Below are 18,787 nucleotides of genomic sequence, written 5' to 3' on the forward strand. Positions count from 1 at the left end.
CGTCACCCGGCCAGGCGGGCGCCGATCGCCCGCCTGGCCAGGGCGTACGCGTGGGTGCCGCCGTTGAGCACCGCGTCCGCGTTGGCCGCGCGGCCCAACGCGTGCAGCTCGAACGCCAGGACCTCGGCGTCGGCGTCCGAATGGCCGAGGGCGACGGCTTCGACGGCCGTCTCGCGGATGAACGCGGCGAACGAGCCACTCGCCGCGGCCACCGCGTCGTGCACCCGGCCTGGGCGGGCGTCGACCTCCGCGCCGACGTTGAAGAAGAAGCAGCCGCCTGGGAAGACCCGCTTTTCCGAGTAGTCCAGCCAGTTCTCGCAGATCGCGCGCAGCCGCGGCAGCCCCGGCGCGACGTCGAGGGACGGCGTCACGACGTACGAGCGGAAGATCTCCAGCGCGGCCTCGACCGTCGCGAGCTGCAGCTCCTCCTTGGAGCCGAACAGCGCGAACACGCCGCTCTTGCTCAGCTCCAGCTCGGTGGCGAGCCGGCCGAGCGACAGCCCTTCGAGGCCGTCGACCGACGCGACGTCCACCGCCCGGCGCAGCACCACGCGCCGGGTCGCGTCGCCGCGGGCGACCCGGCCGTCAGCCGGCACGCCGCGCCCGCCAGCGGTCCACAGTGGACTGGATGCCGGCACTCCACTGCTCGGCCAGCGCCGGGGTCGCCAGCACGCGGTCCGCGAAACCCAGCGCCTGCTCGACGCGCTCCGGCGGCAGCTGCCCGTAGTTCGCGAACGTGATGACGTACACCTCGGCGACCGTCGGCGCGTCCGCGCGCTCGACCAGCTCGAGCGCGCCCGACGTCGGCACGGTGCCCGGCCGCAGCACCCGCAGGTACCACCCGCTGCGCAAGGAGTCGATCATCGCCGGCGTGATGTCCTTGCGGCCGGTCTTCATCGCGAGCTTGAAGCACGGCGACCGCGGCTGGGAGACCTGCACGAGCGCGTCACCCCAGGCCCAGACGTCCCCGATCCGCACGTCGTCCTCGGCGACGCCGGACAGCGAAATGTTCTCGCCGAAGTCCGCGACCTCGACCTCGAACCCGTCCTCGCGCCAGGCCGCGTAGTGCTCGGCCGGGTAGACGTAGACCGCCTTGTCGGGGCCGCCGTGCACGGTGAGGTCGGCCTGCCGGTCGCCGTCGAGGTTCAGCTCGGTCAGCTTCAGCTCCGGCGCCGTGACCGGCGCCTTCGTGATCCCGCTGAGCACCGGCAGCTCCCGCCGGTACCCCAGGACGCTCGGTTCGCCCACGTAAACGCTGTCGACGTTCATGCTCCGAAGATAGCACGACCGTTCGTATTGTTTTCGCCCTCTAGGCTGGCGGTCATGGAGCTGCTCGATCAGGCCCGCGCCCACGTCGACTCCGGCGCCTTCTTCACCGAACTGGCCCGGCTGGTCGCCTACCCCACGGTGAGCGACGCACCCGAAGGCCGCGCCGCGATCCAGGCCTACCTCGACGAGGTCCTGACGCCCGCGTTGACCGCGCTCGGCTGCGACGTCACCCAGCACCCCAACCCCGACCCGGCGGGCGGCCCGTTCCTGGTCGGCGTCCGCGTCGAGTCGCCCGAGCTGCCGACGCTGCTCTGCTACGGCCACGCCGACGTCGTCGGGGAAGCCGGGCAGTGGCGCGACGGCCTCGACCCGTGGACGCTGACCGCCGACGGCGACCGCTGGTACGGCCGCGGCACCGCCGACAACAAGGGCCAGCACCTGGTCAACCTCACGGCGTTGCGCCTGCTGCTGGCCGAACGCGGGAAGCTCGGCTTCAACCTCAAGTTCCTCTTCGAGACCGGCGAGGAGATCGGCTCACCGGGCCTCGACGAGTTCGCGTCGCAGCAACGCGAACTGCTCAGCGCCGACGTCCTCATCGCCTCCGACGGCCCGCGCCTCGACGCGGCCACCCCGACGCTGTTCCTCGGCGCGCGCGGCGGCGTCCGGATCACCCTGGACGCCGACCTGCGCCCGGACGCCGCCCACTCCGGCAACTGGGGCGGCATCCTGCGCAACCCGGCGACGACGCTCGCCGGCGCGATCGCGAGCCTGGTCGACGGCCACGGCCGCATCCAGCTACCCGCCCTGCTGCCGCCCGAACTGCCGGAGTCCGCGCGCGCCGCGCTGGCCGACGTGGTCATCGACGCAGCGGACGAGGGCTGGGGCGACCCGCGACTGAGCCCCGCCGAGCGGCTGTACGGCTGGAACACCCTGGAGGTGCTGGCGCTCGACGCCGGGAACACCGACCGCCCGGTCAACGCCATCCCCGGCCGGGCGCGGGCGGTCCTGCAGCTGCGGTACGTGGCCGGCACCGACGTCGACGGCATCGCGACCGCCATCCGGAAACACCTTGACGCACAAGGGTTCCCGATGGTCGAAGTGACCGCCGACGCCAGCTTCAAAGCCAGCCGGACCGCGGTCGACAACCCGTGGGTCGGCTGGGCTCGGACAGCTCTGAACGAGGTGAGCGCGAAGCCCGTCGCCCTGCTGCCCAACTTCGGCGGCGGCCTGCCCAACCACGTGTTCACCGACACCCTGGGCCTGGCGACGCTGTGGCTGCCGCACTCCTACCCGGGCTGCCTGCAGCACGCGCCGGACGAGCACCTGCTCGCCCCGGTCGCCCGGGAAGGGCTGGTGCTCGCCACGGCGTTGTTCGGTGCGTTCAGTTCAGCGCCGCCGACTCTTCGTCGCTGAGCAGCCGGGAGCGGATCAGGAAGCGCACGCCTTCGGGCGCCTCCAGGGAAAACCCGCTGCCGCGCCCGGGCACGACGTCGATTGTCAGGTGCGTGTGCTTCCAGTACTCGAACTGCGGTCCCGACATCCAGACCGGCACGTCGTCGATGCCGTCGACGACCAGGTCGCCGAGGTGCACGTCCGTCTGGCCGGTCTTGAACTCCCCGACCGGGTAGCACATCGGCGCACTCCCGTCGCAGCAGCCGCCGGACTGGTGGAACATCACCTGACCGTGGACCGCGACCAGCTTCCGCAGCAGGTCGGCCGACTCCTCGGTCAGGTCCACCCTCCGGGCGTCCATCAGAAGAACCCGAGCGCCTGGTCGGAGTAGGAGACGAGCATGTTCTTCGTCTGCTGGTAGTGGTCCAGCATCATCTTGTGGTTCTCGCGGCCGATGCCGGACGCCTTGTAGCCGCCGAAGGCCGCGTGCGCCGGGTAGGCGTGGTAGTTGTTCACCCAGACGCGGCCCGCCTGGATGTCGCGGCCGGCGCGGTAGGCGGTGTTGCCGTCCCGCGACCAGACGCCGGCGCCGAGGCCGTACAGCGTGTCGTTGGCGATCTTGATCGCGTCGGCGTAGTCGTCGAACTTCGCCACGGACACGACCGGGCCGAAGATCTCCTCCTGGAAGATGCGCATCTTGTTGTCGCCGGCGAACACCGTCGGCTCGACGTAGTAGCCGCCCGCCAGGTCGCCGCCGAGGTCGCTGCGCACGCCACCGGTGAGGATCTCGGCGCCTTCCTGCTTGCCGATGTCGATGTAGGACAGGATCTTCTCGAGCTGGTCGTTCGACGCCTGGGCGCCGATCATCGTGTCCGTGTCGAGCGGGTTGCCCTGCTTGATCCGGCGGACGCGCTCGACGCCGTCGCCGAGGAACCGGTCGTAGATGCCCGACTGGATCAGCGCCCGCGACGGGCAGGTGCAGACCTCGCCCTGGTTCAGCGCGAAGAGCGCGAAGCCCTCCTGCGCCTTGTTGTAGAAGTCGTCGTTCTGCGCGGCGACGTCGTCGAAGAAGATGTTCGGGCTCTTGCCGCCCAGCTCGACGGTCACCGGGATGATGTTCTCGCTGGCGTACTGCAGGATCAGCCGGCCGGTGGTGGTCTCGCCGGTGAAGGCGACCTTGCGGACGCGGTTGCTGGACGCCAGCGGCTTGCCGGCCTCGACGCCGAAGCCGTTCACGATGTTGACCACGCCCGGCGGGATCAGGTCGCCGATGATCGAGAACAGCAGGTGGATCGACGCCGGCGTCTGCTCGGCCGGCTTGAGCACGATCGCGTTGCCCGCGGCCAGCGCCGGGGCGAGCTTCCAGACCGCCATCAGGATCGGGAAGTTCCACGGGATGATCTGCGCGACCACGCCGAGCGGCTCGTGGAAGTGGTAGGCGACGGTGTTCTCGTCGATCTGCGAGATGCCGCCCTCCTGGGCGCGCAGCGCGCCGGCGAAGTAGCGGAAGTGGTCGATGGCCAGCGGGATGTCGGCGGCGAGGGTCTCGCGGACCGCCTTGCCGTTCTCCCACGCCTCGGCGACCGCGATCTTCTCGAGGTTCTGCTCCATCCGGTCGGCGATCTTGAGCAGGATCCCCGCGCGCTCCTCGACCGAGGTCCGGCCCCAGGCCGGCGCGGCGCCGTGGGCGGCGTCCAGCGCCTTCTCGACGTCTTCGGCGGTGCCGCGGGCGATCTCGCAGAAGGTCTTCCCGGTGACGGGGGTCGGGTTCTCGAAGTACTGGCCGCCGGCCGGTGGCACGTACTCGCCGCCGATGTAGTGGTCGTAGCGCGACTCGTAGCTGACGACGCTGCCTTCGGTGTTCGGTGCGGCGTACTGGACCATCTTCCCTGCCTCGTTGCTCGGAGTGACGGTGTGCTGGTGGCGGCGAACGTAAGCGGGACGACGTTGCACGAGCGTTGCACCGCCGCGAGCGGGCTATCTACGCTGGTGGACGTGGCAGAGGCGCCCGAACCGGAGCTGCTGCGCGACCCCGAGTCGTACGCGCGGCTACTGGAGCACGTCCGCGAGGCGGTGCTCCAGGGCGTTCCCGGGCCCCGGCCGCCACGCTCGGTCGTCTCCGACTCGTGGAGCCGCTCGCTCGCGGCCCGCGTCGACCCGGACGAGGGCGAGGCGCCGTTCGTGTTCGACACCGACGCCCTCGCGTCACTGCGTGAGGCCCATCCGCTCGCGCCGGTGCTGCCCGTGCTGCGCCAGATGCTGGTGAGCATCGCCGACGACGCCGAGCACGTGATGATCGTGACCGACGCGGACGGCTTGATCCTCTGGCGCGAGGGCGAAACGGCCCAGCTGCTGCGCGGCGACCGCGTCGGCCTCGTCGAAGGCACTCGCTGGAGTGAAGCGGCGATCGGCACGAACGCCATGGGCACGGCGCTCGCGACCGGCGAGCCGGTGCAGATCTACTCGGCCGAGCACCTGGTCCGCCGCTACCACACGTGGACGTGCGCGGCGGCGCCCGTGCGCGACCCCGAGACCGGCGTGCTGCTCGGCTCGATCGACGTCAGCGGGCCGCTGCGCACCGTCCACCCGGCGATGATTTCGCTGGTCACGGCGACAGCGCAGCTCGCCGAAGGCCAGCTGCGTGCCCACCTCGCGGTCCGCGACGAACGCCTGCGGCGCGCCAACATGCCGCACCTGGAGGCCCTGCGCGGCCGCCCCGGCGCCCTGCTCTCGGCGGGCGGCCGGGTGCTCGCGGCCCAGGCGTGCCTGCTGCCGTCCACAGTGGACATCCGGCGCGGCGGCGGGACGGTCGCCCTGCCCGACGGCCGCCTCGCCACGGTGGAGCCCCTGGACGAGGGCTACCTGCTCCGGCTGTCCACGCCGGGCGTCGGCAGCCGGCGCGCGCAGCTCCGGCTCGAATACCTCTCCGACGGCGCGCAGTCGACCACTGTGGACGGACGCGAGGTGCCGGTGACGTTGCGCCACGCGGAGATCCTGACGCTGCTGGCCCTGCACCCGAACGGCCTCTCCGCGGAACGCCTGGCCCTGCAGCTCTACGGCGAGACGGGCAACCCGGTGACGGTCCGCGCCGAGATCCACCGCCTGCGCTCCCAGCTGGGCGCCCAGGTGGTGCAGACGCGCCCGTACCGCCTGGCGGCCGACGTCGACGCGGACTTCGCCCGCGCGCGAACGGCGTTGCGCAGCGGTTCCCCGGCTGAGGTCCTGCGCGTCTTCCGCGGCCCGCTGCTGCCGGAGTCGGAAGCGCCCGCGATCCGCGAAGAACGCGAGTCCCTCACCGCCCAGGTCCGCCAGGTGGCGTTGAACAGCGACGACCCGGGCGTGCTGTGGTCGTTCTGGGAGACGGCGTGCGGGGTCGACGACTTCGCGGTGCTGGACGCGCTGCTGACGACGCTCCCGGCGGCCGACCCGCGGCGGGCCGCCGTCTCGGCCCACCGCGCCCGGCTCGCCTGAGGCGTCAGGGCCGCAGGTCGGTCACGCCCCGGCCGGTCGCCATGTCGAACGGCACCGAGGCCTGGTCGTGGACGATCTGCCAGCCGTGCTCCCGCTTCCGCAGGACGAAGGTGGCGCGCACCCACATGCCGTCGACGGCGGTCCCGTCGCGCAGGGTGCCGGAGACCCGGCCGAAGCCGTGGCCGACGGCGAGATCGGCGCTCACGGTGAGGGTCAGGTCGCGGAGCTCGTAGTCCACCTTTTCGAAGAAGGTGAACACCTTGGCCCAGTTCGCGAGCTTGGCGTCGAGCCCGACGTGCTGCAGCGGCGGCTCGACGTCGAACGAAACGACGTCCGGCGCGTAGACCCCCTTCAGGACCTCGAGATCCTTGGCGCGCAGGCCTTCGATGATCAGGCCGAGCTTGGCCTTGATTTCGGCTTCGGCGTCCCCTTGCCGCACCGGCGCGAGGGCGGTGCTCCAGGCGACGACCTGGTCCAGCACCGCGTCCAGCGCATCGAGCTGGTCCTCGTCCGGCTCGAACTCCGCGGCCGGCGGCAGCGTGACCTGTGCGGACACGTCGGCCAGCCGCACCGCGCCGCAGACCAGCCGCAGCTGCTCGACCGCGCGGGCGCCGGCGACGAAGCCGGCCGCCTTGTCGGCCCACTCCGCGTGGGCGTGGCCGATCACGTTCTCGAGCGAGTGGTCGTACTCGGGGGTCACGAAGACGAAGCCGTCGCACGCGCCGACAGCTTCCGCCCACTCCTGCACACTCGCGTCTTCGTGGTGGTCCGCCGGTGGCGCCGCCGGGTCCGGCAGCGGGTGGTCCATCAGCTCGAACTCCGCGTCGGCCCGGTCCACCGCCCGCTCGTGGACCCACCGGGCGACCCGGTCACCCCGGCGACCCAGCACGATTCCGATCTTGATCATCGTTCTCCCCTGTTCGTTCGGTTCCGCTCAGTCCGACGAAGCAGGCCGGTGAGATGTCAGGCGCCCGATGTAGACAGCGTCTACAGAAGTTTGATAGACAGTGTCCACAAGGTGAACCGCAGGTTACGGAGATCGGATGAGCCACCACCGTTTCGTCGTCCTCGGCGACAGCTGCGCCGAAGGGCTCGACGACCCGTACCCGGATCAGCGCGCCTACCGGGGCTGGGCCGACTTCGTCGCCGCCCGGCTCGCCCAGGACGAGCCCGGCTTCCGCTACGCCAACCTGGCCGTCCGCGGGCGGCGGCTCGACCAGATCGTTCCCGAGCAGGTCCCCGCCGCCACGCGGCTCGAACCCGATCTCGTCGCGCTCTTCGGCGGTGGCAACGACGTCATGAGCCGCGGCTGGGACGCGCGGACCGTCGCCCGGCGGGTCGATGCCGCCGTCCGGGCCTGCACCGAGATCTCGCCCGTCGTCGTCACCTTCACCCTCAGCGACATCTCCCACCGGATGCCGCTCGGACGCCGGATGCGGCCGCGGATCGTCGCGCTCAACGAGGCCATCCGCGAGGCCGCCGTCAGCTACGGCGCGCTGCTCATCGACCTCTGGCCCGACCAGGCCGTCACCGACTCGCGGTACTTCGGCGCCGACCGGCTCCACCTCTCCGTCCACGGCCACCGCCGGCTCGCCGCGTACGTCCTCGGCCGGCTCGGCGTCAGCCACGACCCCGCCTGGCTCGACCCCCTGCCCGGCGTCGCCGCGCCCGGCGGCTGGCGCGCCGACGCGCACTGGCTGCTGCGCGAGGTCCTGCCGGTCGCCGTGACGCGCACGCGCAACCGGCTGATCGGCCGCCAGCCCGGCGATGGCTTCTTCCCGAAGCGCCCGGACCTGCTCCCCATGACCCGGGACGAGGCATGGGCACCCGGCAACGCCTGATCGACACCGCGTCCGAGCTCCTGGCCGGCGAAGGCGTCGACGCGGTGACGCTGCGCGGGATCGCGAAGGCCGCCGGCGTTTCGCACGGCGCCCCGCTGCGGCACTTCTCCGGGCGCGCCGCACTGCTGTCCGCCGTCGCGACGCGCGGGTACGCCGACCTGCTCGCCCGCCGGGAGACGCTGCCGGGGAACTCACCGCGAGAGCGGCTGACCGCGGCCTGCCACAGCTACCTCGACTTCGCGCTGGCCAACCCGGCGATGTTCGAGCTGATGTTCCGCCGCGACCTGGTCGACGCCGACGACCCGGCGCTCTCGGCGGCGGCGAGCGCGGTGTTCGACACCTTCGCCGTGCTGGTGGCGGCGGTGCCGACGCGGGTCGCGCGGTCGGGCGCCGATCTGCGGCTTGTCGCGGCGTCGCTGTGGGCCGCGCTGCACGGTCTCGCGCAGCTGTGGCTGTGGGGCGGGTTGGCCGGCGCGAGCTTCGCGCCGTCGCCGGAGTCGGCGCTGGCCGTCACGCTCGACGCGTACCTGGGCTAGGAGCCCGGCGAAGAGAGCGCACCAAAGCCCTCCCCCTTGCCTTGGGTTGGGACCCCCTCTCCACCGAGCCGGGTGAGGTTAGCGACGGGCGGCCACGCACCGGAAGCAACCGGCGACGCAGTGCTGGGTAAACCTTCGCGGTACGCCACGGGCTCCGCCTGCCGCGCCGGGTTGACCGGGTAGCTTCGCAGGCGTGCCGGGACTCCTTCGCGCGCGGCCGCGGCTCGCCGACGCCGTGCTCGCGATCGTCGTCGCGGTGTACCAGCTCGTCGGCGCCACCGACCTCGGCGGGCACTTCGGCGACCACGCGCGGCCGCTCGGCCTGGTCCTCGCCGTCGTGAGCGCGCTGCCGCTGGCCCTGCGCCGCCGGTTCCCGGTCTCCGCGCTGATCGCGTGCGTCGTCCTGATGGGCCTGTTCTACGGCCTCGGCTTCCGGTCGCAGCTCGGCCAGCTCAGCGTGGTCGTGGCCGCGTACACGGTGTGGGCGCACTGCCGGCTCCGGGACGCGCTGCTCGTGACGGTGCCCGGCCTGGCCGCCTACGAGACGTCGATGCTGCTCGGCAGCCCGGTCTCCCCGGTCGGCGACTCGCTCCTGGCCCTGCTGCTCACCACCGGGGTCGCGGCGATCGGGCGCGCTGCCTACGTGCGCAGCCACCGCATCCGCGACGCCGAGGAGACCCTCGCCGAGGAACGCGTCCGGATCGCGCACGAGCTGCACGACGTCGTCTCGCACCACCTTTCGGTGATCTCGGTGCAGGCCAACCTCGCGCGGTACGTCTTCGAGTCGGCGCCGGACACCGCGCGGACGGCGCTGGACACGATCACCGGCACGACGACCGAAGCGCTCGACGAGCTGCGACGCCTCCTCAGCGTCCTTCGCCCGCCGCAGCACGTGCCGGCGGAATACCGGCCGCAGCCCGGGCTCGCCGACCTGGACGCGCTCGCCGCGCGCGTCCGCGAGGCCGGGATCCCGGTCGGCGTGCGCGTGACCGGCGAGCCCCGGGCGTTGCCCCCGGGCCAGCAGCTGTGCGTGTACCGCGTCGCGCAGGAGGCGCTGACGAACGTCCTCAAGCACGCCGGTTCGGCCGCCGAGCTGGCCCTCGAATACGGGGCGTCGCAGCTGGTGCTCAGCGTGACCGACGCCGGTGGCCGCGCGGTCGTGCCGAACCCGGGCGGCCACGGGCTGGTCGGCATGCGCGAACGCGCCCGGATGTACGGTGGCGTGATCGAGATCGGTCCCCGTGACCCGGCCGGGTTCGCCGTCGTGCTGACCCTGCCGTACCCGAGCCGCCCGTCGCCCGAACCGCAGGAGCCCGAGTGACCAGCGTGCTGGTGGTCGACGACCAGGACCTCGTCCGCGCCGGGTTCGCCGCGTTGCTCGGCGCGGTACCGGGCATCGACGTCATCGGCGAAGCGCGTGACGGGCTCGAGGCCGTCGCGAAGGCGGCGGCGCTGCGGCCCGACGTCGTCCTGATGGACATCCGGCTGCCCGAGCTGGACGGCGTGCGGGCGACCGAGCGGATCCTCGCGGCGCCGCCGCCGCGGCCCAGCGTGCTCATGCTGACGGTGTTCGACCTCGACGAGTACGTCTACGCGGCGTTGCGCGCGGGCGCGTCCGGCTTCCTGCTCAAGGACAGCCCGCCGGAGACGCTGGTCGCGGGCATCCACGCGGCCGCCCGCGGCGACATGCTGTCCGGCCCGGCGATCACCCGCCGGCTGGTGGAGGCGTTCACCGCGGCGCGGCCCGCTGCCGAGCCGGAGCTGCCGGGGCTGACCGACCGCGAACGGGAGGTGCTGCGGGCCGTCGGCACCGGCGCGACCAACGGCGACATCGCGGCGGAGCTGCGCGTCAGCGAGGCGACGGTGAAGACGCACCTCAACCGGCTGATGGCGAAGCTGGGCATTTCGAGCCGGGCGCAGGCGGTGGTCGTGGCGTACGAAACCGGTCTCGTGTGGCCGGGCGACACGCGCACCCGGTGCACGCGTCCGAACACCTGATCGAATACCCTGCCTCCCATGACCGAGTCAGACCCGCAGCTCGAGCGCATCCGCAAGCTGCTGGCCAAGGCCGAGGACCCGGCGGTGACCGAGGCGGAGGCCGAGGCTTACAACAAGAAGGCCGCCGAGCTGGTCGCGCGCTACGGGATCGACCAGGCGATGCTCGCCGCGTCCGGGGCGAGCACCGACGAGATCGGCACGCTGAAGATCCCGATGAACGACCCGTACAGCCGCGACAAGGCGAGCCTGCTGACGTCGGTCGCGTACCCGCTGCGCTGCCGGACGCTGCTGCACCGGTTCGGCCAGAAGGTCGAGAGCGTCACGGTGTTCGGCTACCGGTCCGACCTCGGCCGGGTCGAGCTGCTGTTCACGAGCCTCCTGCTGCAGGCGAGCACGCAGCTGACGCGCGTCCGCCCGGACGGCTTCTTCCCCGGCGAGTCGCTCGCCGCCTACCGCCGCACGTGGCTGCACGGCTTCGCCCGCGCGGTGCACGAGCGGCTGTCCCACGCCGAGCAGGAAGCGGTCCGCACGGCGGCGCCCGGCGAGCGGTCGGCGGAGCTGGTGGTCCGCGATCGCGCCCAGCTGGTGCAGCACGCGTTCGACTCCGAGTACGGCGACCTGCGCTCGGCAGCGCCCCGCCGGCTGTCCGGCAGCGGCTACCTCGACGGCCACGACGCCGGCACGCGCGCGAACCTCGACCCGTCCGCGTTGACCCGCCGCCAGAAGGCCTTGCGCTGACCATCGCCCGGATGCCGGTGTCCGGGTGATGATCTTTTCGCTTCACTGAGCGCATGCGCGTGGTCGATCTTGCCTCCCGTCCCGACCTCCTCGACGCGGCACTGGACCTCGGCGACGTCGGCGGCCAGTTCATCTACCAGGGCGCCAGTGGCCGGATGATCACCGGCGACCGGTTCCTGCGCCACTGGGCTCGCTACTTCCTGATCGCGTTGGACGACGACGGGCCGATGGCGCGAGCGCTGTCGGTCCCGCTGGCGTTCCCCGCGCCCGACCGCGCCGAGCTGCCGGACCACGGCTGGGACCAGGCGATCGAGTGGGCGGCCCAGGACGTGATGGACGGCCGCGCGCCGAACGCGTTGTGCGCCTTGGAAGTCGTGATCGCCCCGCACTTGCGCGGCCGCGGGCTGTCCGCGCCGATGCTCGAGGCGTTGAAGGCCCGCGCCGCGGAAGCCGGGCTGCGCAAGCTGATCGTGTCGGTCCGCCCGATCGGCAAGGAGGCCGAGCCCGCGGTCCCGATGCCGGAGTACGCGGCCCGCCGCCGCGAGGACGGCCTGCTCGCCGACCGCTGGCTGCGCACCCACGAACGCCTCGGCGCGCGGGTCGTCAAGGTGTGCCCGTTCGCGGTGACGCTGGCCGGTTCCCTGGCGGACTGGCGCGACTGGACCGGCGTGAAGCTCCAGGAAGGCGAGAACTTCATCCCGGGCGGCATCGCCCCGGTGCACGCGTCGACCGCCCACGACACGGCGACGTACGTCGAGCCGAACGTCTGGATGGAACACCCGATGTGAACTCGGGGATCACCCCGATACCCCCACGGCCGACCACCTGCTAACTTTTGTTGGCATGTGGACCACGGGCGACGAGCTCCTGCGGCAGCTGGGTGCCCTCGGCAACCCGCACCGGCTGCGGATCGTCGCCGCCCTGCGGGCCGAGCGCACCTACGTCAGCAAGCTCGCGCGCGAGCTGCGGATCAGCCGTGCGCTCCTGCAGGTCCACCTGCGCAAGCTCGAAGCCGCGGGTCTCGTCGAGGCCAGTTTCGAGGTCGGCGAAGACGGCAAGACGCTGCGGTTCTACGAGCTCACGCCGTTTTCCGTCGTCCTGACACCCGAAACCATCGCGGCCGCCGTGCCGACGCTGACCACACCGGAGTCCGCCCACGGAAACGGGGACGGCGAGGAGGGACGGACATGAACTGGCACCAGTGGCAGGAGATCATCGGCGTGACCGGGGTCTTCGTCCTGATCACCGTCGTGCTGTCGATCGCGATCGTGCAGCTGGCCTCGACCTGGCGCGCCAAGGCCGCGCTCGCCCGGGAGGCGGAATACCGCTCGCTGGCGGACAAGGCCGTCCGGACGCAGGAAGAAACCGAACGGCAGCTGCGGGACGTCCAGGACCGGCTGCGGTCCATCGAACACGTGCTCAAGGAGGTCGACTGACCTGAGGCCCTGGACCGCCGAGCGGCAACTCGGCGGCCCAGGAAGAAGAAGCACCCACTCGCCCGAGGGCGAGCTCTCATCGGATCACTCCTTCACGGAAGGACTTTAGTTCATGCTGCCCGCAACCACGCCCGTGGCCGAACGCGTGACGAACTGGTCGCTGCGCCACCGCGCCGCCGCGATCCTCGGCTGGCTGGCGCTCGTCGCGCTCTCCTGGGCCATCGGCACCTTGGTGCCCGGCACGGACGCGCGCTCGAGCCCCGCCGGTGACGCCGGCACCGGCCAAGCCGTCCTCGACCGCCAGGCCGCCCGCGAACCGTTCTGGGAGAACGTCCTGGTACCCCAGGGTTCTCCGGCCGTCGCCGACCTGGTGACGACGTTGTCGGCGGCCGGCGCGGTCGCGGACATCCGCTCCCCGCTCGACGACCCGGCCCAGGTCTCCGCCGACGGCCGGTCCGGCTTGGTCACGTTCCGGATCCTCGGTACCGGCACGGAAATCCGGGCGAACCTCGCGACGGCGACCGCCGCCGTCGGCGCGGTCGCCGCCCGCCACCCGGACGCCCGGCTCGCGCAGGCCGGCGACCTCAGCGTGTCCGGTGCGGTCGACCAGAGCATCAAGGAGGACATCAAGCGCTCGGAGACCCGGTCGCTGCCGCTCACCCTGCTGATCCTGCTGGCCGTGTTCGGCTCGCTGGTCGCGGCGGCGATCCCGGTGCTGCTCGCGGGTACCACGGTGCTCGCCACGTTCGGCTTCCTGTCCGCAGTGGACAACTGGATTCCGGTCAACAGCGCCACTTCCTCGATGACGTTGCTGATCGGCATGGCGGTGGGCGTCGACTATTCACTGTTCTTCCTGCGCCGGGCCAGGGAAGAACGCGCGCACGGCGTCGACGAGTCGCTCCGGATCGCCGCCCGGACGTCCGGGCACGTGATCGTCGTGTCGGGGCTGACAGTGGTGCTGTGCGTGACCGGCCTGCTGTTCACCGGCCTCGACAACCTCCGCGGCCTGACCGTGAGCACGGCCCTCGTCGTCGGCCTCGCCGTGCTGGCGTCGGTGACCGTGCTGCCCGCGACGCTCTCGCTGCTCGGCGCCCGCGTCGACCGCCTCCGGGTCCCGTTGCCGGGCAGGCGCGGTACTCGCTCGCGGTTCTGGGCGGCGGTGGCCGGTGTCGTCACCCGGCGGCCCGCATTGTGGAGCGGGATTGCCGCCACCCTCCTGATCCTGCTCGCCGTGCCTGCTTTCGGGATCCGGCTGCAGGACCCGGTTCCGACCGAAAGCCTGCCGCGCAGCGTCCCGGTGATCGACGCGGCCGCACGCGTCCAGGAAGCGTTCCCCGGCGTGACGATGCCCGCGCACGTCGTCCTCTGGAGCGACCGGGGCCCGGTCGACACCCCCGCGGTCCGCCGGGCGATCGGCGAACTCACCGCCGGGACGCCGAAGCCGGCGGTGGTGGTTCCGGTGGACGGCGCACTCGTCGTGCGGATCCCGCTCGGCGGCAGCGGAAACGACGCAGCGGCCGACCGCACGCTCACGACGTTGCGGGAAACCCTGCTGCCCCGGACGATCGGCCGTCTCGACGGTGTCCACTTCGCCGTCGCGGGCCGGACCGCGGAGGCGCACGACTTCACCGCGCAGGTGCTCGCGCGGGCGCCGTACGTCTTCGGGTTCATCCTGCTGCTCGCGTTCGTGCTGCTGCTCGTCGTGTTCCGGTCGGTCGCGGTGCCGGCGGTGTCGATCCTGCTCAACCTGCTCTCGGTCGGCGCGGCCTACGGCGTGCTCACGCTGGTCTTCCAGGGCGGCTTTCTCGCACCACTACTGGGTTTCACGCCCTACGGCGGCGTGCTGGGCTGGCTGCCGATGTTCCTGTTCGTCCTGTTGTTCGGGCTGAGCACGGACTACCACGTCTTCATCCTCAGCCGGATCCGCGAACGACGGCTCGCGGGCGGCGCCGCGCGCGAGGCGATCGTCGAAGGCACCGCGCGCAGCTCCGGCGTCGTGACCAGTGCCGCGCTGATCATGACCGGCGTGTTCAGCATCTTCCTGAGCCTCGCGGCGATCGAGTACAAGATGCTGGGCCTGGGCATGGCGTTCGCCATCCTGCTCGACGCGACGCTCGTGCGCGGCGTGCTGCTGCCCGCGGCGCTGGCCCTGTTCGGCGACCGGCTCTGGCGACCCCAAGCTGTAGCAGACCTTAAAGATCACTCCAGAACTCTTCACTTGTCCTGACAGATCACTTTCGGCACGGTGGACAGCGTGACTGGATGGGTGCGCATCGCCGTCCTGGCCCTGCTGTGGGGGTCGGGTTTCCTGTGGATCAAGCTGGCCCTGACCGGGCTGAGCCCCGTCCACCTCACGCTGGTCCGCTGCGCGCTCGGCGCGGTGACGTTGCTGGCCATGGCCTTCGCGAGCGGCCAGCGCCTGCCGCGCGACCGCCGGACGTGGGGCCGGCTGGTCGTCGCCGCGTTCTTCTGCAACGCCCTGCCGTTCGCGCTCTTCGGGATCGGGGAACGCACGGTGGACTCCGGCGTCGCGGGCGTCATGAACACCACGACGCCGTTGTGGTCCCTGCTGATCGGCGTCGCGCTCGGCACGGACCGCCGCCTCGGCCCGGTCCGGTTGCTCGGGCTGGGCCTGGGTTTCGCCGGTGTGCTGGTGATCTTCGCGCCGTGGCAGCAGTCCGGCCTGCTGAGCGGGGGCGCGCTCGCGCTGCTCGGGGCCGGGCTCAGCTACGCGATCGCGTTCGCTTACATGGCGCGGAAACTGCCACCCGGCGGCGCGCCGCTCGCCCTCTCGGCCGCCCAGCTGATGACGGCGACCGCGTTGACCGCGGTGGCTCTCCCCGTGTCCGGCCCGGCCCCGGACCTGAACCTGACCGCGCTGGCGGCCGTGACGGTCCTCGGCGTCTTCGGGACCGGCATCACCTTCTACCTCAACTACCGGATCCTCACGGAAGAAGGCCCGACGGCCGCCGCGACCGTCGGCTACCTGCTCCCGGTGGTGTCGGTCGCGCTCGGCGCACTCGTCCTCGGCGAACCGCTGACGCCCCGGGTCGTCGGCGGCATGGTGATCGTGCTGGCCGCCGTCGGCCTGACGCGGTGGCCGGCTCAGGCGAAGGCGCCGGTGAGCTCCCCCGGCGGCGTCGCGACCCCGAAGTAGTCCCCCGTGCCCAGCTCCGCACCGGCCTTGCCCCACCAGCTCGCCTGGTCCTCGGTGTGGATCCCGTCGACGACGAGCGTGGCCCCGACCTGCCGGACGAGAGGCACCAGCGCGCCCAGGAACTGCGAGTCCGACCACGCCTGCCACTCCGCGAGCCGGCGGTCGACGCGGACGATGTCGACCGGCAGGTCCTGGACCGCCCGCAGGTCGCCCGGCCCGAGCCCGAACTCGTCGAGCATGACGCGGACGCCGAGGTCGGCGAGCGCGGCGACGTTCTCGAAGACCCCGGACACCGGCAGCGCGCCGACCGGGACGCCGAGCATCAGCTGGTCCGGCGGCAGGCCGGTGTCCGCCAGCAGCCGTGTCACGCGGGTGCCGAGAGCGTCGTCGGACACCTGGTGCCCGGTGAGCCCGGCGACCACCGGCAGCCGGGAACCCGCGCGCTGCCGCCACCATTCGCCCTGCCGGCCCGCCGCGCGCAGCAGCCAGTCCCCGAGCGGCAGCACGAGCCCGGTCGACTCGGCGAGCTCCGCGCAGCGTTCGTGCGACAGCCCTCCCGCGGCCGGCCGGTTCCAGTGCAGCCGGGCCTCGAACCCGGCGACCTCGCCGCCGGCCAGCCGGGCCAGCGGCCGGTAGCGCACGTCGATCTCGCCGGTCTCCCAGGCGCCGGCCATGCCGACGGCCAGCGCCTGCGTCCGCCGGTCCTGGGCGTCGGCCTCCCGGTCGAACATCTTCCACTGACCGCGCCGGCGCACCTTGGCGCGCCGCAGCGTCTGGTCGGCCGCGCGCAGCAGTTCCGCCGGGTCGACGCCCTTGGCCGGCCGGTGCACCACGCCCGCGCTGGCCGACAGCGCGAGCCCGTGGCCGCCGACCGAGAACGGCTCGGCCAGCTCGTCGTTGATCGCGCGCACGATGGAGCCGATGTCGGGCGTCGTCGCGGTGTTCTCGACGAGGATGCCGAACTCGTCGGCGTGGAACCGCGCGATCATGGCCCGTTCGCGGGCCATGACGGCCTTGAGCCGCTGGGCGAAGTGCACCAGCAGCTGCTCGCCGACGCGGGTGCCGAGGCTGTTGCAGACCATGCCGAACGCGTCGAGGTCGACGTGGAAGAGGGTGACGCCGTACTCCGGGTCGGCGCGCCGCAGCGCCGCCTCGAGGTGGGTGCCGAAGTACTGGCGGTTCGGCAGGCCGGTCAGCACGTCGTGCAGGGCCTGGCGGCTCAGCTCGCTCTGCAGCAGCATCAGCTCGGTGCCGTCCTCCACCACGAAGACGAAGTGACCGGGCCGGTCTTCGGCGTCGCGCAGCAGCGAAGCGGTGAGCGAGATGCGGGCGACGTCGCCGTCCTTGCGCAGCAGCCGCTGGGACAGCCGGACCCGCTCCTGGCTGCCGTCGGCCAGCACCGCCAGCGCCTCGCGGAGGATCTCGGCGGTCTCCGGGTGCACGTGGTCGGCCAGCCGCGTCCCGGTCAGCTCGCCGGCCGCGTGCCCGAGCATCTCGGCCAGCGCGGCGTTCGCCCGCTCGATCCGGCCGTCGGGGGCGACCACCGCGACGCCGCTCGCGGACGACGTCACGACCTCGTCGAAGCGGGCTTCGCTCTGCTTGAGGTTCCACTGCGCGTCCCGCACCGCCTTGAGCAGCGAGAGGTGCATGATCTCCTGCTGCTCCAGGACGCTGCGCTCGTGCGCGAGCAGGAAGCCGCAGGAGAGCGCGCCCAGCGTCAACGCGATCGACTCGACGAAGCGGTCCGCCGGCTGCAGTTCGGGCAGCCCCGGCAGGCCCTTCCCGAGGACGTCGAGCGTGCAGCGCAGCCCCGGCTCGCCGACGTAGCCGAGCCCGACCAGCCGCGCACCGATCCGCTCGGCGGGTGCGGTGTCCGCGGACGCCTGCGCCAGCGACTCGACCAGCGTGTCCAGCAATCCGCGCAGTTCTTCGTCGAGCAGCTCCCGGCTCAGTGAAACGACGGTCACGCCGCTGAGCAGGTAGGCCCATTTCCGGGCGAGTACCGTCCGCGCGCGTCCGGGGTCGGGGCTCGTCGGCTGCTCCGGCAGTTTTTCGATCATCGGCATCCGCGGTGTCCGCTCAGCTCTTGCGGCCGATTCCGGCGTAAACGAGCATGTTCATCTCGGCCGCGGCGGCGATGTCCGCCGGCCCGGACGGCCGCCATTCCCCGCAGCCGACCAGCCCCGGTTCGACGATTTCGAAACCGGTGAACAGCTCGGACACCTGGGCGTGGGTGCGCAGCGTCACTTGATCGGGACTACGGCTTTCCTTGATCACTTCGGTCGCTTCTCCGAGATTTTCGCCTTGGTGGTCGCCGGTCACATGGGTGATCGCAAGAAAACTTCCCGGCGCCAATACCGAACTGTAGCGCGCGACGAGGTCCAGTGGATCGGATTCGTCCGGGACCCAATGCAGCATCAACAACATCATGAGTCCGACCGGTTTTTCGAAGTCGAGCAAACCGCGCACCGACGGTGCATCGAAAATCTTTTCGGGGTCCCGCATATCGGCCTGCACAATCGCTGCACGATCGTTGCCGGCGAGCAGCAGTTCACTGTGCGCGACCGCCACCGGGTCGCGATCGACGTACACCACCCGGCAGTCCGGATGCTGGTCCTGGGCGACCTCGTGCACGTTGGCCACGGTGGGGATGCCGGAGCCGATGTCGAGGAACTGCCGGATCCCGTGGCCGGTCATGAACCGCACCGCACGCCCGAGAAACGCGCGGTTCACGCGCGCCGCGTCACGCAGCCCGGGCATCGCGCGTTCGATCTGCTCGCCCACCGCGCGATCGACGGCGAAGTTGTGGCCGCCGCCGAGCATGAAGTCGTAGGTGCGCGCCATGCTGGGCACGGAGATATCGACACCCGGCGGAACCCATTCCGGTGATCGAGTCACGGAAAACACCTTCTCAGCCGTTTCGGATCGGAAAGAGCTTAGCGATTCGTG

At 71.9% G+C, this 18,787-nt stretch carries 19 protein-coding genes; 12 read left to right on the forward strand and 7 right to left on the reverse strand.

Annotation, left to right across the window (positions count from 1 at the left end):
* Positions 1–2: 2 nt before the first annotated feature.
* Together QSK39_RS05985 and QSK39_RS05990 are read right to left on the reverse strand one after the other, a co-directional pair.
* A complete protein-coding gene (locus tag QSK39_RS05985) occupies positions 3–596 on the reverse strand; it encodes a TetR/AcrR family transcriptional regulator (RefSeq protein WP_285476639.1) in 594 nt (197 codons plus the stop codon).
* Complete coding sequence (locus QSK39_RS05990) at positions 586–1,269, reverse strand: MOSC domain-containing protein (protein WP_285476640.1); 684 nt, start codon at positions 1,267–1,269, stop codon at positions 586–588. Before QSK39_RS05990 ends, QSK39_RS05985 begins: the two co-directional genes overlap by 11 nt.
* A 54-nt stretch (positions 1,270–1,323) precedes the next feature.
* On the opposite strand from QSK39_RS05990, the gene QSK39_RS05995 reads away from it, so the two are divergent.
* Positions 1,324–2,682, forward strand: coding sequence for a M20 family metallopeptidase (locus tag QSK39_RS05995; protein WP_285476641.1), 1,359 nt, complete (start codon positions 1,324–1,326; stop codon positions 2,680–2,682).
* On the opposite strand, the gene QSK39_RS06000 is transcribed toward QSK39_RS05995, so the two are convergent.
* Complete coding sequence (locus tag QSK39_RS06000) at positions 2,651–3,022, reverse strand: DUF779 domain-containing protein (RefSeq protein ID WP_285476642.1); 372 nt, start codon at positions 3,020–3,022, stop codon at positions 2,651–2,653. The genes QSK39_RS05995 and QSK39_RS06000 overlap by 32 nt on opposite strands.
* On the reverse strand, positions 3,022–4,545 hold the full coding sequence (gene exaC / locus QSK39_RS06005) for an acetaldehyde dehydrogenase ExaC (RefSeq protein WP_285476643.1): 1,524 nt from the start codon (positions 4,543–4,545) through the stop codon (positions 3,022–3,024). The genes QSK39_RS06000 and exaC overlap by 1 nt, the downstream gene beginning before the upstream one ends.
* Before the next feature lie 111 nt (positions 4,546–4,656).
* Between exaC and QSK39_RS06010 the strand changes: the two genes are divergently transcribed.
* A complete protein-coding gene (locus QSK39_RS06010) occupies positions 4,657–6,132 on the forward strand; it encodes a helix-turn-helix domain-containing protein (protein WP_502873245.1) in 1,476 nt (491 codons plus the stop codon).
* A gap of 4 nt (positions 6,133–6,136) precedes the next feature.
* Here the strand turns inward: QSK39_RS06010 and QSK39_RS06015 are convergent, their stop codons facing one another.
* Entirely contained in the window at positions 6,137–7,039 is a 903-nt protein-coding gene (locus QSK39_RS06015; RefSeq protein ID WP_285476645.1) for an NAD(P)H-dependent oxidoreductase, read from the reverse strand.
* 136 nt (positions 7,040–7,175) lie between these two features.
* Here QSK39_RS06015 and QSK39_RS06020 point away from each other — a divergent pair, with 136 nt between their 5' ends.
* From QSK39_RS06020 to QSK39_RS06065, 10 genes are all read left to right on the forward strand, one after another.
* Entirely contained in the window at positions 7,176–7,973 is a 798-nt protein-coding gene (locus QSK39_RS06020) for an SGNH/GDSL hydrolase family protein (RefSeq protein ID WP_285476646.1), read from the forward strand.
* Positions 7,952–8,509, forward strand: a complete 558-nt coding sequence (locus QSK39_RS06025) for a TetR/AcrR family transcriptional regulator (RefSeq protein WP_285476647.1) — start codon at positions 7,952–7,954, stop codon at positions 8,507–8,509. The genes QSK39_RS06020 and QSK39_RS06025 overlap by 22 nt, the downstream gene beginning before the upstream one ends.
* A 193-nt stretch (positions 8,510–8,702) precedes the next feature.
* Entirely contained in the window at positions 8,703–9,830 is a 1,128-nt protein-coding gene (locus tag QSK39_RS06030; RefSeq protein WP_285476648.1) for a sensor histidine kinase, read from the forward strand.
* Positions 9,827–10,507, forward strand: coding sequence for a response regulator (locus tag QSK39_RS06035; protein WP_285476649.1), 681 nt, complete (start codon positions 9,827–9,829; stop codon positions 10,505–10,507). Before QSK39_RS06030 ends, QSK39_RS06035 begins: the two co-directional genes overlap by 4 nt.
* 18 nt (positions 10,508–10,525) lie before the next feature.
* Positions 10,526–11,245, forward strand: a complete 720-nt coding sequence (locus QSK39_RS06040; protein ID WP_285476650.1) for a DUF2786 domain-containing protein — start codon at positions 10,526–10,528, stop codon at positions 11,243–11,245.
* Between the two features lie 53 nt (positions 11,246–11,298).
* Entirely contained in the window at positions 11,299–12,033 is a 735-nt protein-coding gene (locus QSK39_RS06045; RefSeq protein WP_285476651.1) for an IolE/MocC family protein, read from the forward strand.
* Positions 12,034–12,088: 55 nt separating this feature from the next.
* Complete coding sequence (locus QSK39_RS06050; protein ID WP_285476652.1) at positions 12,089–12,436, forward strand: ArsR/SmtB family transcription factor; 348 nt, start codon at positions 12,089–12,091, stop codon at positions 12,434–12,436.
* Positions 12,433–12,681 carry a hypothetical protein gene (locus QSK39_RS06055; protein ID WP_285476653.1) on the forward strand — a complete coding sequence of 83 codons (249 nt, stop codon included), beginning with the start codon at positions 12,433–12,435 and terminating at the stop codon, positions 12,679–12,681. Before QSK39_RS06050 ends, QSK39_RS06055 begins: the two co-directional genes overlap by 4 nt.
* 112 nt (positions 12,682–12,793) lie before the next feature.
* On the forward strand, positions 12,794–14,908 hold the full coding sequence (locus QSK39_RS06060; RefSeq protein WP_285476654.1) for an MMPL family transporter: 2,115 nt from the start codon (positions 12,794–12,796) through the stop codon (positions 14,906–14,908).
* A 27-nt stretch (positions 14,909–14,935) separates the two neighbouring features.
* On the forward strand, positions 14,936–15,838 hold the full coding sequence (locus QSK39_RS06065) for a DMT family transporter (protein ID WP_285476655.1): 903 nt from the start codon (positions 14,936–14,938) through the stop codon (positions 15,836–15,838).
* Here QSK39_RS06065 and QSK39_RS06070 read toward each other — a convergent pair.
* Together QSK39_RS06070 and QSK39_RS06075 are read right to left on the reverse strand one after the other, a co-directional pair.
* Positions 15,787–17,898 (reverse strand): putative bifunctional diguanylate cyclase/phosphodiesterase, encoded by a 2,112-nt coding sequence (locus QSK39_RS06070; protein ID WP_285476656.1) that lies wholly within the window; start codon positions 17,896–17,898, stop codon positions 15,787–15,789. The two genes, QSK39_RS06065 and QSK39_RS06070, sit on opposite strands and share 52 nt — an antisense overlap.
* Before the next feature lie 19 nt (positions 17,899–17,917).
* Entirely contained in the window at positions 17,918–18,736 is an 819-nt protein-coding gene (locus tag QSK39_RS06075) for an SAM-dependent methyltransferase (protein ID WP_285476657.1), read from the reverse strand.
* Between the last annotated feature and the right edge of the window lie 51 nt (positions 18,737–18,787).

This window comes from Amycolatopsis sp. NBRC 101858, assembly GCF_030269325.1.
In the GTDB taxonomy this organism is placed as follows: domain Bacteria; phylum Actinomycetota; class Actinomycetes; order Mycobacteriales; family Pseudonocardiaceae; genus Amycolatopsis; species Amycolatopsis ponsaeliensis.

Excerpts from the sequence above, each read along its gene's own strand:
- QSK39_RS05990 (WP_285476640.1), bottom strand. The coding sequence starts at position 1,269 with ATGAACGTCGACAGCGTTTACGTGGGCGAACCGAGCGTCCTGGGGTAC.
- QSK39_RS05995 (WP_285476641.1), top strand. The coding sequence starts at position 1,324 with ATGGAGCTGCTCGATCAGGCCCGCGCCCACGTCGACTCCGGCGCCTTC.
- QSK39_RS06000 (WP_285476642.1), bottom strand. The coding sequence starts at position 3,022 with ATGGACGCCCGGAGGGTGGACCTGACCGAGGAGTCGGCCGACCTGCTG.
- exaC (WP_285476643.1), bottom strand. The coding sequence starts at position 4,545 with ATGGTCCAGTACGCCGCACCGAACACCGAAGGCAGCGTCGTCAGCTAC.
- QSK39_RS06015 (WP_285476645.1), bottom strand. The coding sequence starts at position 7,039 with ATGATCAAGATCGGAATCGTGCTGGGTCGCCGGGGTGACCGGGTCGCC.
- QSK39_RS06020 (WP_285476646.1), top strand. The coding sequence starts at position 7,176 with ATGAGCCACCACCGTTTCGTCGTCCTCGGCGACAGCTGCGCCGAAGGG.
- QSK39_RS06025 (WP_285476647.1), top strand. The coding sequence starts at position 7,952 with ATGGGCACCCGGCAACGCCTGATCGACACCGCGTCCGAGCTCCTGGCC.
- QSK39_RS06040 (WP_285476650.1), top strand. The coding sequence starts at position 10,526 with ATGACCGAGTCAGACCCGCAGCTCGAGCGCATCCGCAAGCTGCTGGCC.
- QSK39_RS06045 (WP_285476651.1), top strand. The coding sequence starts at position 11,299 with ATGCGCGTGGTCGATCTTGCCTCCCGTCCCGACCTCCTCGACGCGGCA.
- QSK39_RS06050 (WP_285476652.1), top strand. The coding sequence starts at position 12,089 with ATGTGGACCACGGGCGACGAGCTCCTGCGGCAGCTGGGTGCCCTCGGC.
- QSK39_RS06055 (WP_285476653.1), top strand. The coding sequence starts at position 12,433 with ATGAACTGGCACCAGTGGCAGGAGATCATCGGCGTGACCGGGGTCTTC.
- QSK39_RS06060 (WP_285476654.1), top strand. The coding sequence starts at position 12,794 with ATGCTGCCCGCAACCACGCCCGTGGCCGAACGCGTGACGAACTGGTCG.
- QSK39_RS06070 (WP_285476656.1), bottom strand. The coding sequence starts at position 17,898 with ATGATCGAAAAACTGCCGGAGCAGCCGACGAGCCCCGACCCCGGACGC.